This is a genomic window from Pseudomonas sp. GW823-FHT02E01, assembly GCF_058797535.1.
The window spans coordinates 368994-385286 of sequence record NZ_JBXAJS010000005.1 but is presented as its reverse complement, the minus strand read 5'-3'; the positions used below and the strand labels follow the sequence as shown (position 1 = coordinate 385286).

16 protein-coding genes are annotated in these 16293 nt (G+C 59.7%); 9 read left to right on the top strand and 7 right to left on the bottom strand.

Going from position 1 to position 16293, the window contains the following annotated elements; all coding sequences use genetic code 11:
• Nucleotides 1–15: 15 nt before the first annotated feature.
• The 3 genes from AC1RDQ_RS14780 (at nucleotide 16) to AC1RDQ_RS14770 (ending at nucleotide 1871) form a co-directional block, all read left to right on the top strand.
• Nucleotides 16–486, top strand: coding sequence for a nuclear transport factor 2 family protein (locus AC1RDQ_RS14780; RefSeq protein ID WP_057713404.1), 471 nt, complete (start codon nucleotides 16–18; stop codon nucleotides 484–486).
• 40 nt (nucleotides 487–526) lie between these two features.
• Entirely contained in the window at nucleotides 527–847 is a 321-nt protein-coding gene (locus AC1RDQ_RS14775; RefSeq protein WP_349736453.1) for a GIY-YIG nuclease family protein, read from the top strand.
• 88 nt (nucleotides 848–935) lie between these two features.
• Nucleotides 936–1871 (top strand): glutathione S-transferase family protein, encoded by a 936-nt coding sequence (locus AC1RDQ_RS14770; RefSeq protein WP_489339181.1) that lies wholly within the window; start codon nucleotides 936–938, stop codon nucleotides 1869–1871.
• Nucleotides 1872–1973: 102 nt separating this feature from the next.
• Here AC1RDQ_RS14770 and AC1RDQ_RS14765 read toward each other — a convergent pair whose 3' ends face one another.
• Both AC1RDQ_RS14765 and yejK read right to left on the bottom strand, forming a co-directional pair.
• Complete coding sequence (locus tag AC1RDQ_RS14765) at nucleotides 1974–2324, bottom strand: glutaredoxin family protein (protein WP_057713407.1); 351 nt, start codon at nucleotides 2322–2324, stop codon at nucleotides 1974–1976.
• The gene (yejK, locus tag AC1RDQ_RS14760) at nucleotides 2324–3328 is read right to left on the bottom strand and encodes a nucleoid-associated protein YejK (protein ID WP_008018580.1); all 1005 of its coding nucleotides are present in this window, start codon (nucleotides 3326–3328) and stop codon (nucleotides 2324–2326) included. Before yejK ends, AC1RDQ_RS14765 begins: the two co-directional genes overlap by 1 nt.
• 396 nt (nucleotides 3329–3724) lie before the next feature.
• Here yejK and AC1RDQ_RS14755 point away from each other — a divergent pair, with 396 nt between their 5' ends.
• Entirely contained in the window at nucleotides 3725–4006 is a 282-nt protein-coding gene (locus tag AC1RDQ_RS14755; RefSeq protein ID WP_007905514.1) for an HU family DNA-binding protein, read from the top strand.
• 173 nt (nucleotides 4007–4179) lie between these two features.
• Here the strand turns inward: AC1RDQ_RS14755 and rlmF are convergent, their stop codons facing one another.
• The 5 genes from rlmF to AC1RDQ_RS14730 form a co-directional block, all read right to left on the bottom strand.
• Nucleotides 4180–5202: a 23S rRNA (adenine(1618)-N(6))-methyltransferase RlmF gene (rlmF, locus tag AC1RDQ_RS14750; RefSeq protein WP_057713408.1), complete on the bottom strand. Its 1023-nt coding sequence runs from the start codon at nucleotides 5200–5202 to the stop codon at nucleotides 4180–4182.
• A gap of 269 nt (nucleotides 5203–5471) precedes the next feature.
• The gene (locus AC1RDQ_RS14745; protein ID WP_492587598.1) at nucleotides 5472–8318 is read right to left on the bottom strand and encodes a valine--tRNA ligase; all 2847 of its coding nucleotides are present in this window, start codon (nucleotides 8316–8318) and stop codon (nucleotides 5472–5474) included.
• A 239-nt stretch (nucleotides 8319–8557) separates the two neighbouring features.
• Nucleotides 8558–9874 carry an MFS transporter gene (locus AC1RDQ_RS14740; protein WP_223501943.1) on the bottom strand — a complete coding sequence of 439 codons (1317 nt, stop codon included), beginning with the start codon at nucleotides 9872–9874 and terminating at the stop codon, nucleotides 8558–8560.
• Between the two features lie 409 nt (nucleotides 9875–10283).
• The gene (locus tag AC1RDQ_RS14735) at nucleotides 10284–11516 is read right to left on the bottom strand and encodes a transporter associated domain-containing protein (protein WP_492587597.1); all 1233 of its coding nucleotides are present in this window, start codon (nucleotides 11514–11516) and stop codon (nucleotides 10284–10286) included.
• A gap of 12 nt (nucleotides 11517–11528) precedes the next feature.
• Entirely contained in the window at nucleotides 11529–12341 is an 813-nt protein-coding gene (locus AC1RDQ_RS14730; protein ID WP_154860474.1) for a cytochrome C assembly family protein, read from the bottom strand.
• Nucleotides 12342–12551: 210 nt separating this feature from the next.
• Between AC1RDQ_RS14730 and ffh the strand changes: the two genes are divergently transcribed.
• The 5 genes from ffh to rplS all read left to right on the top strand — a co-directional run bounded on the left by ffh (nucleotide 12552) and on the right by rplS (nucleotide 16282).
• Nucleotides 12552–13928 (top strand): signal recognition particle protein, encoded by a 1377-nt coding sequence (gene ffh / locus AC1RDQ_RS14725; protein WP_057713413.1) that lies wholly within the window; start codon nucleotides 12552–12554, stop codon nucleotides 13926–13928.
• A gap of 409 nt (nucleotides 13929–14337) precedes the next feature.
• Entirely contained in the window at nucleotides 14338–14589 is a 252-nt protein-coding gene (gene rpsP / locus AC1RDQ_RS14720; RefSeq protein WP_007972721.1) for a 30S ribosomal protein S16, read from the top strand.
• Between the two features lie 5 nt (nucleotides 14590–14594).
• The gene (gene rimM, locus AC1RDQ_RS14715) at nucleotides 14595–15131 is read left to right on the top strand and encodes a ribosome maturation factor RimM (RefSeq protein WP_340312984.1); all 537 of its coding nucleotides are present in this window, start codon (nucleotides 14595–14597) and stop codon (nucleotides 15129–15131) included.
• A 2-nt stretch (nucleotides 15132–15133) separates the two neighbouring features.
• Complete coding sequence (gene trmD, locus AC1RDQ_RS14710) at nucleotides 15134–15886, top strand: tRNA (guanosine(37)-N1)-methyltransferase TrmD (RefSeq protein ID WP_007897583.1); 753 nt, start codon at nucleotides 15134–15136, stop codon at nucleotides 15884–15886.
• 45 nt (nucleotides 15887–15931) lie between these two features.
• Nucleotides 15932–16282 carry a 50S ribosomal protein L19 gene (gene rplS, locus AC1RDQ_RS14705; RefSeq protein ID WP_003175895.1) on the top strand — a complete coding sequence of 117 codons (351 nt, stop codon included), beginning with the start codon at nucleotides 15932–15934 and terminating at the stop codon, nucleotides 16280–16282.
• Nucleotides 16283–16293 lie beyond the last annotated feature (11 nt).

Sequence of the window (16293 nt, the reverse complement as noted above, 5' to 3'; positions counted from 1 at the left end):
ACAGGGAGTCTGCCCATGAGTGAAGTCCACAGCGCCTTGATCACCCGTTTCTACCAGGCCTTCCAGCGTCTCGACGGCGAGGCGATGGCTGCCTGCTACACCGATGACGTGGTGTTCAGTGACCCGGCGTTCGGCGAGCTTCGTGGTCGTGATGCTGGCGATATGTGGTGCATGCTCACCACCCGCGCCAAGGATTTCTCCCTGACCTTCGATCATGTCCGTGCCGATGATCGTATCGGTAGCGCCCATTGGGTCGCGACCTATCTGTTCAGCCAGACTGGCAATACCGTGGTCAATGACATCCAGGCACGCTTTGTCTTTCGCGATGGCAAGATCTGCGAACATCACGACAGTTTCGACCTGTGGACATGGTCACGCCAGGCCCTGGGTTTCAAAGGTCTGCTGCTGGGCTGGACGCCACTTGTTCGCAACGCCGTTCGCTCACAGGCCCTGAAGGGGCTGAAGGCATTCCAGGCCAGTCGCTGATAAGATCGCGGCTTGTTTTCCTTCAAGCCCTGATCGTTACGTGACCACCCTCAGCGAAAGCCCTGTCGACGCCGACACCCCCGCGAGCAAAACCTGGTTCGTCTACCTCGTTCGCGCGGCCAACGGTTCGCTCTATTGTGGGATCAGCGATGATCCCGTGCGTCGCTTCGCCAAGCATCAAAGCGGCAAGGGCGCGCGATTCTTTCTTTCCAGCCCGGCCATGGCCCTGGTCTACACCGAACGCTGTCGCGACAAAAGCGATGCGTTGCGTCAGGAGCGGCTGATCAAGAAACTCAAGAAGAGCGCCAAGGAATGCCTGGTGGCGAGCGCAGCGAGCACAGCCCCTGGCTTATCACTCTGACTGATCGGTTCCCATCAGGCAGATCTGTAGGCTGCCAGGTGATTGCGCGCTAAGCTGCGGACTCCTGATCCTTGCGGCGGAGCCGAGCATGTCCGAGTTGATTCTGCATCATTACCCGACGTCCCCCTTTGCCGAGAAGGCCCGCCTGCTGCTGGGCTTCAAGGGCTTGTCCTGGCGCTCGGTGAAGATCTCGCCAGTGATGCCAAAACCGGATCTCACGGCGTTGACCGGTGGCTATCGCAAGACACCGGTGTTGCAGGTCGGTGCCGATATCTATTGCGACACGGCATTGATTGCCCGGCGACTGGAGCAGGAAAAGGCCTTGCCGGCGTTCTTCCCGGAAGGTCAGGAAATGATTGCCGCGTCCTTTGCCGCCTGGGCTGATTCGGTGGTGTTCCAGCATGCGGTGAGCCTGGTGTTCCAGCCGGAATCGATTGCCGTGCGTTTCGGTAATTTACCGCAGGAAGCGATCAAGGCGTTCCTGGCCGACCGCGCCGGTTTGTTCAGTGGTGGTAGCGCGACAAAATTGTCTACCGAACAGGCGAAGCACCAGTGGCCGACGATCATGTCGCGTCTGGAGCAACAGTTGCAGCGCGAGGAGGGTGACTACCTGTTTGGCGAGCCGTCGATTGCCGACTTCGCCCTGGCTCATTGCCTCTGGTTCCTCAAGGCCACGCCGGTGACGGCTCCGTTGGTCGAAGCTTATCCGGCAGTCAATGCATGGCATGCGCGGGTATTGGGCTTCGGTCATGGCGCATCCAGCGAGATGAGTTCCGAGGAGGCTCTGGCAGTGGCGCGCACGTCCACGCCAGCGGCTTTGCCGGATGAGCAATTCGTCGATCCCAATGGATTCAAGGCAGGGCAGCAGGTAGTGATCGCAGCCACGGACTACGGTGTGGATCCAGTGGCAGGGGAGTTGTTGTTTGCCGGCCGCGAAGAACTGATTGTACGGCGCGAGGACGAGCGCGGCGGTGTGGTGCATGTGCACTTCCCGCGGTTTGGTTTCCGGATCGAAGCCTGCTGAAAAAAAAACCTTGTGGGAGCGAGCTTGCTCGCGATGGCGGACTGACATTCGACAAAATTGTTGGCTGTGTTGGCCTCATCGCGAGCAAGCTCGCTCCCACAGTTACTTCAACGCAGCCAGAATCGCATCCGGGTCATACCCGCGAATCAGCGTCCCGTTCACATCGATGATCGGAATGCCCCCACCGCCCAGCGCCTGATAGTCCTCGCGCGCGGCAGCATCCTTCTCGATGTCGAACTCCTTGTACGCAATGCCTTTCTGGTCGAGGAAGCGCCGGGTCAGCTTGCAGTAACCACACCATTCGGTGGCGTAGAGCACAACGTTGGCCTTGGCCTGCGTCTGCGCCGACACCACTTGCGATGGATTGAACACCCGCTCGATCTTGCCCCAGTTCTGATAGGCCACGACCACCAGCAGGATCAGCAGGAATTTCTTCAGTACGCCGCCGAGCATCAGTTGCGACGCTTCAGCTGATCGGTGAGCGAAGTGGGCAGGCCCTTGATGATCAACGTGCCGGCTTCCTCGTCGTACTCGATCTTCGAGCCCAGCAGGTGTGCTTCGAAACTGATCGACAGGCCTTCGGCGCGACCAGTGAATCGGCGGAACTGGTTCAGGGTGCGTTTATCGGCCGGGATTTCCGGCGAGAGGCCGTAATCCTTGTTGCGGATGTGATCGTAGAAAGCCTTCGGGCGTTCTTCGTCGATCAGCCCCGACAACTCTTCCAGGCCCATCGGCTCACCGAGCTTGGCCTGGCTACTGGCGTAATCCACCAGGGTCTTGGTCTTCTCGCGGGCGTCGTCTTCCGGCAGGTCTTCGCTTTCAACGAAATCACTGAAGGCCTTGAGCAGGGTGCGGGTTTCACCTGGACCGTCGACGCCTTCCTGGCAGCCAATGAAGTCGCGGAAATACTCCGAAACCTTTTTGCCGTTCTTGCCTTTGATGAACGAAATGTACTGCTTGGATTGTTTGTTGTTCTGCCACTCGGAAACGTTGATCCGCGCCGCCAGGTGCAACTGGCCAAGGTCGAGGTGGCGGGATGGCGTCACGTCCAGTTCGTCGGTTACGGCCACGCCTTCACTGTGGTGCAGCAGGGCGATGGCCAGGTAGTCGGTCATGCCTTGCTGATAGTGTGCGAACAGCACGTGGCCACCGACCGACAGGTTCGATTCCTCCATCAGTTTCTGCAGATGCTCGACCGCCACGCGGCTGAACGCAGTGAAATCCTGACCGCCCTCGAGGTACTCCTTCAGCCAGCCGCTGAACGGGAACGCGCCGGATTCCGGATGGAACAGGCCCCAGGCTTTACCCTGTTTGGCGTTATAGCTTTCGTTGAGGTCGGCGAGCATGTTCTCGATGGCCGCAGACTCAGCCAGTTCAGAGTCGCGGGCGTGGAGAACTGCAGGTGTGCCGTCGGGTTTTTTGTCGATCAGGTGGACGATGCAATGACGGATCGGCATGGGCTTCTCGGCTGAATGAAGAGAGGAGGGCGCGCTCCCCCGAAAAAGCGCCCAGTGTACCGCAACCACTGGTTTTGGCGCGGTGCGAAGGGCAATTGACGGGCGACCGACGGCGCTTATGCAGTTTTTTCCTGTTTTAGCGCAATAAAGCTGACCAAATGGGTAGCTGGAGGCGGATATTTCCCCGTCTCTGTGCTAGCTTTGCCCGGTCTTGCGCGAAGTCACTGCGTTAAGCGTGCAGTCAGCATTTGTCAGGTCGAACCAAACCCTGATTTCGGTATCTATAACCCCGATCCCGAGGTTATTTGGCCGAGGGTGCCAGATCCAGAAGATCGGGCTCGATAGCTGACATTGCACTCTGCAATCCATATGAATTTGATAGGGAAGGAACACTAAATGGCTCTTACTAAAGACCAACTGATCGCCGACATCGCTGAAGCTATCGACGCGCCGAAAACCACCGCGCGTAACGCTCTGGACCAACTGGGCCAAATCGTTGCCGATCAGCTGGAAAACGGCGGCGAAATCACTCTGCCAGGTATCGGCAAGCTGAAAGTGACTGAGCGCCCTGCCCGTACTGGCCGTAACCCTTCGACTGGCGCTGCCATCGAAATCGCTGCCAAGAAAGTGATCAAGCTGGTTGTGGCCAAAGGCCTGACCGACGCTGTTAACAAGTAAGACTTGTTAAAAAAAACCGTGCACCGGAGCGATCCGGGCACGGTTTTTTTGTGCCTGCGATTGTAGGAGCGAGCCTGCTCGCGATGGGCGCAAACGATAACGCGGGCAGTCTGAATGAACGCGTTGCTCTCAGGTTTTTCGCGAGCAGGCTCGCTCCTGCAGGTGGACGTGTTTTAGTTTTTAGGCGCCCAACGTTCGCGCCAAACCTGTTGCTGGACTGGAGTCTGGAAAGTCCACGCCACGAAGCGGCTCTGCTTCTGTCCCTGACCCATTTCCACTACCTGACTGTCCAGCGCGCCAGCCTTGTTCAGGGCCGCCTGGATCGCCGGCAGGTTCGACGCCTTCGACACCAGTGTGCTGAACCACAGCACTTGTTGCGCCACCTGCACACTCTCGCTGACCAGTTGCGTGACGAAACGCACTTCTCCGCCCTCACACCACAATTCCGCCGCTTGGCCGCCAAAGTTCAATACCGGCAGCTTGCGTTTCGGATCGGCCTTGCCCAGGGCTCGCCATTTGCGTGTGCTACCCCGTGTGGCCTCGTCCAGCGAGGCGTGGAACGGCGGGTTGCACATGGTCAGGTCGAACCGCTCTGCGCTCTCCAGCAGGCCGGTGAGGATCTGCTTGGGGTTGCTCTGCTGGCGTACCTGGATCGCTTTGTTCAGGCCATTGGATTGAATGATCGCCTTCGCCGCGGCGATGGCGGTCGCATCGATATCGGAACCAAGGAACTGCCAGCGATAGTCGCTGTAACCGATCAGCGGATACACGCAGTTGGCGCCCATGCCGATGTCCAGCACCTTCACGGCGGCGCCACGGGGGATCACACCGTCATTGCCACTGGCCAGCAGGTCGGCGAGGAAGTGCACGTAATCGGCGCGGCCTGGCACCGGTGGGCACAAGTAGTCGGCCGGAATGTCCCAGTGAGCGATGCCATAGAACGACTTGAGCAGTGCTCGGTTGAACACCCGCACGGCTTCCGGGCTGGCGAAGTCGATGCTTTCCTTGCCGTACGGATTGATGATTACGAATTTCTTCAGTTCCGGGGCACTTTTGATCAGCGCCGGAAAGTCGTAGCGACCCTGATGGCGATTGCGCGGGTGCAGGCTGGCCTTTTCCTTCGGGGCGACGGCCGTGGCCGGGGTCTTCGGGGCAGGCTTTTTGCGCGCAGGCTTGGGGGAGCGGGGGGCGGTCATGGCGGTGGTCGATTCGGGTATGGCTAAAAGTGGCGGGCATTGTCCCACATCCGGCCCGTGTGAACCCAATTGTGGCAAACACCGCTGTCCCTTGTGGGAGCGAGCTTGCTCGCGATGGCGGTCGGTCAGTCAATATTGATGTTGAATGTTATGGCCTCGTCGCGAGCAAGCTCGCTCCCACAGGGGATTTTTGGCGTTTGGGAAAATGGGACAGCAGGCACAAAAAAGGGAGGCCATTGCTGGCCTCCCTTTTTCATTGCGACTCGCCGTTACAGGCTGGCAATCCGCGCATGCTGCTCGGCCAGCTTGCCCAGGGCCTGTTCGGCCTCGGCCAGTTTGGCGCGTTCTTTCTCGATGACTTCAGCCGGTGCCTTGTCAACGAAACCGGCGTTGGACAGCTTGCCGCCGACTCGTTGCACTTCACCTTGCAGACGCTGGATTTCCTTGTCCAGACGCGCCAGTTCCGCACCTTTGTCGATCAAGCCGGCCATTGGCACCAGCACTTCCATCTCGCCGACCAGCGCGGTGGCGGACAGCGGTGCTTCTTCGCCAGCAGCCAGTACGGTGATCGATTCGAGGCGCGCCAGCTTCTTCAGCAGGGCTTCGTTCTCGGTCAAGCGACGCTGGTCCTCGGCGCTGACGTTCTTCAGGAACAGCGGCAGCGGTTTGCCCGGGCCGATGTTCATTTCGCCGCGGATGTTACGGGTGCCGAGCATCAGGCCCTTGAGCCATTCGATGTCATCTTCGGCCGCCTGATCGATGCGTGTTTCGTTGGCCACTGGCCAAGGTTGCAGCATGATCGTCTTGCCTTCGATGCCGGCCAGCGGCGCGATGCGCTGCCAGATTTCTTCGGTGATGAACGGCATGAACGGGTGCGCCAGACGCAGGGCGACTTCCAGTACGCGAACCAGGGTGCGACGGGTGCCGCGCTGGCGTTCGACCGGAGCGTTTTCGTCCCACAGCACAGGCTTGGAGAGTTCCAGGTACCAGTCGCAATACTGGTTCCAGATGAACTCGTACAAGGCTTGTGCTGCCAGGTCGAAACGGAACTGGTCAAGCTGGCGGGTCACTTCGGCTTCGGTGCGCTGCAGCTGCGAAATGATCCAGCGGTCAGCCAGGGACAGCTCAAAGGCTTCGCCGTTCTGGCCGCAGTCTTCGCCCTTGTCCAGTACGTAGCGCGCCGCGTTCCAGATCTTGTTGCAGAAGTTGCGATAGCCTTCGACGCGGCCCATGTCGAACTTGATGTCACGACCGGTGGACGCCAGCGAGCAGAAGGTGAAGCGCAGGGCGTCGGTGCCGTAGCTGGCGATGCCTTCGGCGAACTCGTCGCGGGTCTGCTTCTCGATCTTCTTCGCCAGTTTCGGCTGCATCATGCCGGAGGTGCGTTTCTGCACCAGGGCTTCGAGCTCGATGCCGTCGATGATGTCCAGTGGGTCCAGGACGTTGCCCTTGGACTTGGACATCTTCTGGCCCTGGCCATCGCGCACCAGGCCGTGGACGTAGACGGTCTTGAACGGAACCTGCGGAGTGCCGTCTTCGTTTTTCACCAAATGCATGGTGAGCATGATCATCCGGGCAACCCAGAAGAAAATGATGTCGAAGCCAGTCACGAGGACGTCGGTGGAGTGGAATTTCTTCAGGAAGTCGGTTTTTTCCGGCCAGCCGAGGGTGGAGAACGTCCACAGGCCCGAGCTGAACCAGGTGTCGAGAACGTCGTTGTCCTGTTGTAGCGCAACGTCCGGGCCGAGGTTGTGCTTGGCCCGCACTTCGGCTTCGTCGCGACCGACGTAGACCTTGCCCGACTCGTCGTACCAGGCCGGAATCCGGTGGCCCCACCACAACTGGCGGCTGATGCACCAGTCCTGGATGTCGCGCATCCACGAGAAATACATGTTTTCGTACTGTTTCGGCACGAACTGGATACGGCCGTCTTCAACGGCGGCAATCGCAGGCTCGGCCAACGGCTTGGTGGACACGTACCACTGGTCGGTTAGCCAAGGCTCGATGACGGTGCCGGAGCGGTCGCCTTTCGGCACCTTCAGGGCGTGATCGTCAACGCTGACCAACAGGCCGGCGGCGTCGAACGCGGCCACGATCTGCTTGCGCGCTTCGAAGCGGTCGAGACCGGCGTATTCGGCCGGGATCTTGCCGTCGATGGTTTCGTTCAGCGTGCCGTCGAGGTTGAACACCTGGCAAGCCGGCAGGACCGATGCGTTCTTGTCGAAGATGTTCAGCAGCGGCAGGTTGTGACGCTTGCCGACTTCATAGTCGTTGAAGTCGTGGGCCGGGGTGATTTTCACACAGCCGGTGCCGAATTCAGGGTCGCAATAATCGTCGGCGATGATCGGGATGCGGCGGCCAACCAGTGGCAGCTCGACAAATTTGCCGATCAGGGCTTTGTAGCGTTCATCGTTCGGGTTAACGGCCACGGCGGAGTCGCCGAGCATGGTTTCCGGGCGAGTGGTCGCGACGATCAGGAAGTCGTTGCCTTCAGCGGTCTTGGCGCCGTCGGCCAGCGGGTATTTCAGGTTCCACAGGAAACCTTTCTCGTCGTGGTTTTCCACTTCGAGGTCGGAAATCGCCGTGTGCAGCTTGGTGTCCCAGTTGACCAGGCGCTTGCCGCGGTAGATCAGGCCGTCTTCGTGGAGGCGGACGAAAGCCTCTTTAACGGCCTCCGAGAGGCCGTCGTCCATGGTGAAGCGCTCGCGGCTCCAATCTACGGACGAACCGAGACGACGGATCTGACGGCTGATGTTGCCACCGGACTCATCTTTCCACTCCCAGACTTTCTCGAGGAATTTCTCGCGGCCCAGGTCATGGCGGCTCTGGCCCTTGGCTTCGAGCTGACGCTCCACCAACATCTGCGTGGCGATACCGGCGTGGTCGGTACCCGGCTGCCACAGGGTGTTGCGACCCTGCATGCGGCGGAAACGGATCAGGGCGTCCATGATCGCGTTGTTGAAGCCGTGACCCATGTGCAGGCTGCCGGTGACGTTCGGCGGCGGGATCATGATGGTGTAGGACTCGCCCGCGCCTTGCGGGGCGAAGTAATTCTCTGACTCCCAGGTGTTGTACCAGGAAGTTTCAATGGCGTGCGGCTGGTAGGTCTTATCCATGCGCGGCGGGACCCTATTGGCATTTATTCAGGAAAAGCCGGGAAGTATAGCGGGGATGAGCCCATGCGCGTAGAGCGAGGTGACAATGGGTGGGGGAAAAGTTGTGGTTTTTCGGGGAGTGTTTTGTCTGCAATGACGCCATCGCGGGCAAGCCACGCTCCCACAGGATCAGTGTCGATCACAAAATAGTGGTTCGACAAAAAACCTGTGGGAGCGGGCTTGCCCGCGAAAGCAATCTGTCAGGCGATCTGATTCAAATCGTTATGCCGCGTTTCCTTCAGGCACAGCACCGCGATCAAACTCAGCACCGCCGCCGCGGACACATAACCGCCGACATAACTCAACCCGCCCATTGCCACCAGTTTCTGGGCGAAGAACGGGGCCGCGGAAGCACCGACGATACCGCCCAGGTTGTAGGCCGCCGAGGCGCCGGTGTAGCGCACGTGGGTGGGGAACAGCTCCGGCAGCAACGCCCCCATAGGCGCAAATGTCACACCCATCAGAAACAGTTCGATGCACAGGAACAACGCCACGCCCCAGGTCGAGCCTTGGGTCAACAGCGGTTCCATGAGGAAGCCGGACAGGATCGCCAGCACACCGCCGATGATCAGCACCGGTTTGCGACCATAACGGTCGCTGGCCCAGGCCGACAGCGGGGTTGCGGCAGCCATGAACAACACCGCGAAGCACAACAGGCCGAGGAAGGTTTCGCGGCTGTAGCCGAGCGTTGCCACGCCGTAACTCAGGGAAAACACGGTGGAGATGTAAAACAGCGCGTAGCACACGACCATCGCGCCGGCGCCCAGCAAGACGGGTACCCAGTATTGGCCGAACAGCTCGAACAGCGGGATCTTCACTCGTTCCTGGCGCGCCATGGCGTTGGCGAATACCGGGGTCTCATGCAGCTTGAGACGAACGTACAGGCCGACCATCACCAGTGCGGCGCTGAGCAGGAACGGAATACGCCAGCCCCATGAGCGGAACTGTTCGTCATCCAGCACCACGGCCAGGGTCAGGAACAGCCCGTTGGCCGCCAGAAAGCCGATGGATGGACCCAGCTGCGGGAACATGCCGAACCACGCGCGCTTGCCTTTCGGCGCGTTCTCCGTGGCCAGCAATGCCGCGCCGCCCCATTCGCCGCCCAATCCAAGGCCCTGGCCGAAGCGCAGGACGCAAAGCAGGATCGGTGCCCAGGCGCCAATGCTGTCGTATCCCGGCAGCACGCCGATCAGCGTGGTGCACACGCCCATCAGCAGCAGCGAGGCGACCAGGGTCGACTTGCGGCCGATACGGTCGCCGAAGTGACCGAAAAGGGCCGAACCCAAGGGGCGTGCAAGGAAGGCGATGCCGAACGTGAGAAAAGCCGAAAGCATCTGGGCGGTGCCGGATGTCTGCGGAAAGAACACCGGGCCGATCACTAGCGCGGCGGCGGTGGCATAGACGTAGAAGTCGTAGAACTCGATGGCGGTACCGATGAAGCTTGCGGTGGCCACGCGGGTGGCGGAGTTCGTCGGTTGCGCAGGTGTGGAGTCGCTGTAAGTCGTGCTGGTCGTCATGCGGTTATCCCTGACAGTCATGTGCTCCAGTGGAGCGAATTATTATGGTCGAGAACCCAGGGATGTGGGCGGAGGCACGGTCGCTGTTCAAGGTAGGAACAGTCGTCGGTTTGTTGCGGACTTTGCTGGTGGACAGGCCGGATACAGCGAAGTGCGGGGTAAGCACGGGGCCGGCGAGGCTTGGGTAAGCGTTTCGATTATAGGAAGGTGGCTAACGATCGAACAAGAGGGCTTGCGAGGACATTGTGGCGAGGGGGCTTGTCGGAACGCCGCACCGCCCCGTTCGGCTGCGAAGCAGTCGTAAAGTCGGCAGCCACGGTGTACCAGATGAAAAGTAGTTGCATGGTTTAGCACTGCTTCGCAGCGCAACGGGGGCAAGCCCCCTCGCCACAAGGATTTGTGTCGGGTTTTAGATAACGACAGGCATCGGGCTGGTCTGCCAGATCAGCACTCGCGTGACACGGTTTTCCTCGGTCTCGAGAATTTCCAGGCGATACCGACCGATCTTCAGGCACACCGCGCTTTCGGGAATGGTTTCCAGGGCCTCGGTGACCAGACCGTTCAGGGTTTTCGGGCCATCGCTGGGCAGGTGCCAGCCGAGGCTCTTGTTCAGCTCGCGAATGGACGCGGCACCGTCGATCACCAGGCGTCCGTCGGCTTGCGGATGAATGTGTGGGTTGTCCAGGCTCTGCTGGCTTTCGAACTCGCCGACGATTTCTTCGAGAATGTCTTCCAGGGTGACGATGCCCAGCACTTCGCCGTATTCGTCGACCACCATGCCCAGGCGCCGCTGCTGCTTGTGAAAGTTGAGCAGTTGCAGTTGCAACGGGGTACTTTCCGGCACGAAGTACGGCTCGTGGCTGGCTGCCAGCAACGCTTCCCTGGTCAGGCTCGCATCGGGCAGCAAGTGAAGGATGTGTCGGGTGTTGAGGACGGCTTCGACCTGGTTGATATCACTGTGGAACACCGGCAGGCGCGTGCGCTTATTGTGGCGCAGTTGTTCGATGATTTCCTCGATGGAGTCATCGAGATTGATGCCGTCCACGTCGCTACGCGGTACCAGGATGTCATTGACGGTAATGTTGTCCAGCGCGTGGATGCCTGGCAGCGGGTGGGGGCGGCTTGCGGTTTCGGAGGGCGCATGCCGCTCCGTCAGCGTTTCGTCCTCGCTTTGTTGCACCACTTTGGCTTTACGGGCGAATGGGCGCGTCAGCAGCTGACTGATGCTGTTGAGCAGCCATGCCGCGGGATAGATGACTTTCAGCGGCAACCGCAGCAGGTTGTTGCCCTGGGCCAGGATCGCATCCGGATAGCGGGTGGCGAGGGCGCGTGGCAAATAGTCGGAAAACACCAGCAACATGGCGCCCGCTCCGAGGCAGGCGACCCACGGGCCGTTCTCGGCCCAGGTGAACAAGGCCAGCAAGGTGCTGATGACCACCACGAGTGCACGGCAGAGGGTGTTGCAAAAAATCAGGCTGGCCAGTGGGAAGCTGAGTTTCGCTACCGGTTTGTCGCTGGAACGCGTTGCGGTGCGCTGGGCCAGCAAATGCTGGTGCGCCGCTTCGATGGCGGTAAACAGCCCTGACCATAAAACCAGCAGGGTCAATACCGCGAGCATCGGCCCTATGGGCAAGTCGTCCATTAATGCCGCCCGTCAGATATGCAGGATGTATTCACGAACCAGCTTGCTGCCGAAATACGCCAGCATCAACAGGCAAAAACCGGCCAGGGTCCAGCGAATGGCTTTGTGCCCGCGCCAGCCAAGGCGATTGCGTCCCCACAGCAGCACGCTGAAAACGACCCAGGCCAGGCAGGCCAGCAGTGTTTTGTGCACCAGATGCTGGGCGAACAGGTTCTCGACGAACAGCCAGCCGGAAATCAGCGATAGCGACAACAGCGTCCAGCCGGCCCAGAGGAAACCGAACAGCAGGCTTTCCATGGTTTGCAGTGGCGGGAAGTTCTTGATCAGCCCGGATGGGTGCTTGTGCTTGAGCTGATGGTCTTGAATCAGCAGCAACAAAGACTGGAACACCGCGATGGTGAACATGCCGTAGGCCAGGATCGAAAGCAGGATGTGGGCGAGGATGCCCGGCTCCTCAACGATGACCTGTACCGTGCCGGCGGGAGCAAAATGCGCCAGCAACACGGTCAAGGCCCCAAGCGGGAGCAGCAGGACCAGCAGGTTCTCCACCGGAATCCGCGAGCAGGCCAGCAGGGTCAGTGCGATGACCGCCACGGCTATCAGGCTGGCGGCACTGAAGAAGTCCAGGGCCAGGCCGGTCGGGGTCAGCAGGTGGGTGAGCAGGCTGGCGCTGTGGGCCAATACGGCGAGCACGCCGAGCATGACCAGCAGGCGTTTGTTGACCTTGGCGCCGGACGCCAGGCGAGTGCCCTGGTAAATGGTCGCAGCGGCGTACAAGCAGGCGGCGGCGAGAGTAGTTAGCAAGCTGGGTGACAAGGGGAGCATAAATCCTGTTAGGCAAGCCCGAAAGTCGCTGAGTTTGGCATAGAACCCCCGCCACACGAAAGACCGCGCAACCCGACGGCGAGGTGTCCGCCGGCCGCAGTCTTCGCTATAATCCGCGACCTGCCCACGCCGCAGGCTCGCCGAGCACACGTTTAGTCCGGTCCGGGCCGCCATTATCCCGGTCTACACAGGGCCTGAAAGGATCGCGCAATGTTTGAAAACTTAACCGACCGTCTCTCGCAGACGCTGCGCCATGTCACCGGCAAGGCCAAGCTGACTGAAGACAACATCAAAGACACCCTGCGTGAAGTGCGCATGGCGTTGCTCGAAGCCGACGTCGCCCTGCCGGTGGTCAAGGACTTCGTCAATTCGGTCAAGGAACGCGCCGTCGGCACCGAGGTGTCACGCAGCCTGACGCCGGGCCAGGCCTTCGTGAAGATCGTCCAGGCCGAACTCGAAAGCCTGATGGGCGCGGCCAACGAAGATTTGAACCTGAGCGCAGTGCCGCCAGCGGTCATCCTCATGGCAGGTTTGCAGGGCGCTGGTAAAACCACCACCGCCGGCAAGCTCGCGCGCTTCCTTAAAGAGCGCAAGAAGAAGTCGGTCATGGTCGTGTCCGCCGACGTTTATCGTCCAGCGGCGATCAAACAGCTGGAAATGCTCGCCGGTGAAGTCGGCGTTACCTTCTTCCCGTCCGACCTGAGCCAGAAGCCGGTCGCGATCGCGCAAGCGGCTATTAAGGAAGCCAAACTCAAATTCATCGACGTGGTCATCGTCGATACCGCCGGTCGCCTGCACATCGATGAAGAGATGATGGGCGAGATCAAGGCCCTGCACGCCGCGATCAACCCGGTCGAAACCCTGTTCGTGGTCGACGCCATGACCGGCCAGGACGCCGCCAACACGGCCAAGGCCTTCGGCGATGCATTGCCGCTGACCGGTGTGATCCTGACCAAGGTCGACGGTGACGCCCGTGGCGGTGCCGCACTGTCGGTGCGCGCCATCACCGGCAAGCCGATCAAGTTCATCGGTATGGGCGAGAAGAGCGAAGCGCTCGATCCGTTCCATCCTGAGCGTATCGCCTCGCGCATCCTCGGCATGGGCGACGTGCTCAGTCTGATCGAGCAGGCGGAAGCGACCCTCGACAAGGACAAGGCCGACAAACTGGCCAAGAAGCTGAAGAAGGGCAAGGGCTTCGACCTCGAAGACTTCCGCGATCAGCTGCAACAGATGAAGAACATGGGCGGCCTCGGCGGGCTCATGGACAAGCTGCCGAACATGGGTGGCGTGAACCTGGCGCAAATGGGCAACGCCCAGGGTGCGGCAGAGAAGCAATTCAAGCAGATGGAAGCCATCATCAACTCCATGACCCCGGCCGAGCGCCGCGACCCTGAGATGATCAGTGGTTCGCGCAAGCGCCGGATCGCCATGGGTTCCGGCACCCAGGTGCAGGACATCGGCCGCTTGATCAAGCAGCACAAGCAGATGCAGAAGATGATGAAGAAGTTCTCTGCAAAAGGCGGAATGGCCAAGATGATGCGCGGCATGGGCGGAATGTTGCCCGGCGGCGGCATGCCAAAGATTTAGTGTCCAGTCACGCCAATACTGCTCAATTTTGGCGGCGCCTGTGGACCTCATGCTGCGTTGCCGCTCCTCGCCATAGCCAGCTATGACTCGTCGCGGCGCCTTGCCTGAGGTCCACAGTCACTCGCCAAAATATGAGCATTATTGGCGAGACTGGACAGAAGAATCCGCGCCGGTCATCGCACCGGCGCAGACCCGCAAGGAAGCGGGATCTCCAGCAAACCCGCACTTGGCGGGAGCTGACCGGCCGTTTTCAACGACGGCTCTATAGCAAATCTGCATGGCGGCCGATAGACCGCCGGAAAAAGTCATTTGCAAAAGTCCGGATATTCCTTAGAATATGCGGCCTTTCGGGCACCCATGCCCGCTGTGCCTTTAGATTTGCAGCACCGACTACAGGAACGATGTTCACATGCTAACAATCCGTCTTGCCCTTGGCGGCTCCAAAAAGCGCCCGTTTTACCACTTGACCGTAACCGACAGCCGCAACCCGCGCGACGGTTCGCACAAGGAACAGGTTGGCTACTTCAACCCTGTTGCCCGTGGTCAGGAAGTTCGTCTGTCCGTGAACCAAGAGCGCGTAGCCTACTGGCTGAGCGTTGGTGCACAACCTTCTGAGCGCGTTGCTCAGTTGTTGAAGGAATCTGCTAAGGCTGCGGCCTGAGCAATATGAACGCGACGCCAGCCATTGCTGATGATTTGATCGTTATCGGCAAGATTTATTCTGTTCACGGCGTTCGCGGCGAAGTGAAGGTGTACTCCTTTACTGATCCGATTAAAAACCTGCTGGACTACAAAACCTGGACGCTCAAGCGTGACGGTAATGTAAAGCAGGTAGAGCTGGTCAGCGGACGCGGGAATGACAAGTTCCTGGTCGCAAAGCTCAAGGGTCTCGATGATCGCGAAGAAGCTCGTCTTCTGGCCGGTTATGAGATCTGCGTGCCGCGCAACCTGTTCCCTGAACTGACCGACGGCGAGTACTACTGGTACCAGCTGGAAGGTCTCAAGGTCATCGATACGCACGGACAATTGTTCGGAAAAATCGATCACCTGCTGGAGACCGGCTCGAACGATGTCATGGTGGTCAAGCCTTGCGCTGGCAGCCTGGATGATCGCGAACGCCTGTTGCCCTATACGGAGCAATGCGTGTTGGCCGTCGACCTGGTCGCGGGCGAGATGAAGGTGGATTGGGACGCGGATTTCTAAGCGTGGCTAACTTGCGCGTAGAAGTGATCAGTCTGTTTCCCGAGATGTTTTCCGCCATCAGCGAGTACGGCATCACCAGTCGGGCGGTGAAACAGGGGCTCTTGCAGCTCACCTGTTGGAATCCGCGAGACTACACGACGGATCGACATCACACTGTGGACGATCGCCCGTTTGGCGGTGGTCCGGGCATGGTGATGAAGATCAAGCCCCTGGAAGATGCTCTGGTTCAGGCCAAGGCAGCAGCCGGGGAGGCGGCGAAGGTGATTTACCTGTCCCCCCAAGGCCGTCAACTGACTCAGTCGGCGGTACGCGAGTTGGCGAATCTGGATGCATTGATCCTGATTGCCGGCCGCTATGAAGGCATTGACGAGCGTTTTATTGATGCTCATGTCGATGAAGAGTGGTCGATTGGCGACTATGTACTGTCTGGCGGCGAGCTGCCGGCGATGGTCCTGATCGATGCGGTTACACGACTGCTGCCTGGAGCTTTAGGGCATGCGGACTCCGCAGAGGAAGATTCCTTTACGGATGGTTTGCTGGATTGCCCGCACTACACCCGACCGGAGGTGTATGCGGATCAGCGTGTTCCCGACGTATTGCTAAGTGGCAATCACGCGCACATCCGGCGTTGGCGTTTACAGCAGTCCCTTGGTCGGACCTTTGAACGACGCGCCGATCTTCTGGAAAGCCGCTCGCTTTCTGGAGAAGAGAAGAAGCTGCTCGAGGAATACATCCGCGAGCGGGACGATAGTTAACAACGTATCGATGGTAGATCCGACGATTTACCTTAGGAGCACAGCATGACTAACAAAATCATCCTTGCACTCGAAGCAGAGCAGATGACCAAAGAGATCCCTACCTTTGCCCCGGGCGACACCATTGTCGTTCAGGTGAAAGTGAAGGAAGGCGACCGTTCGCGTCTGCAAGCGTTCGAAGGTGTTGTTATCGCCAAGCGTAACCGCGGCGTAAACAGTGCATTCACCGTTCGTAAAATCTCCAACGGTGTTGGCGTAGAGCGTACTTTCCAGACCTACTCCCCGCAAATCGACAGCATGGCTGTCAAGCGTCGCGGTGACGTACGTAAAGCCAAGCTGTACTACCTGCGCGACCTGTCGGGCAAAGCAGCTCGCATCAAGGAAAAACTGGCTTAAGTCCAGCTTCC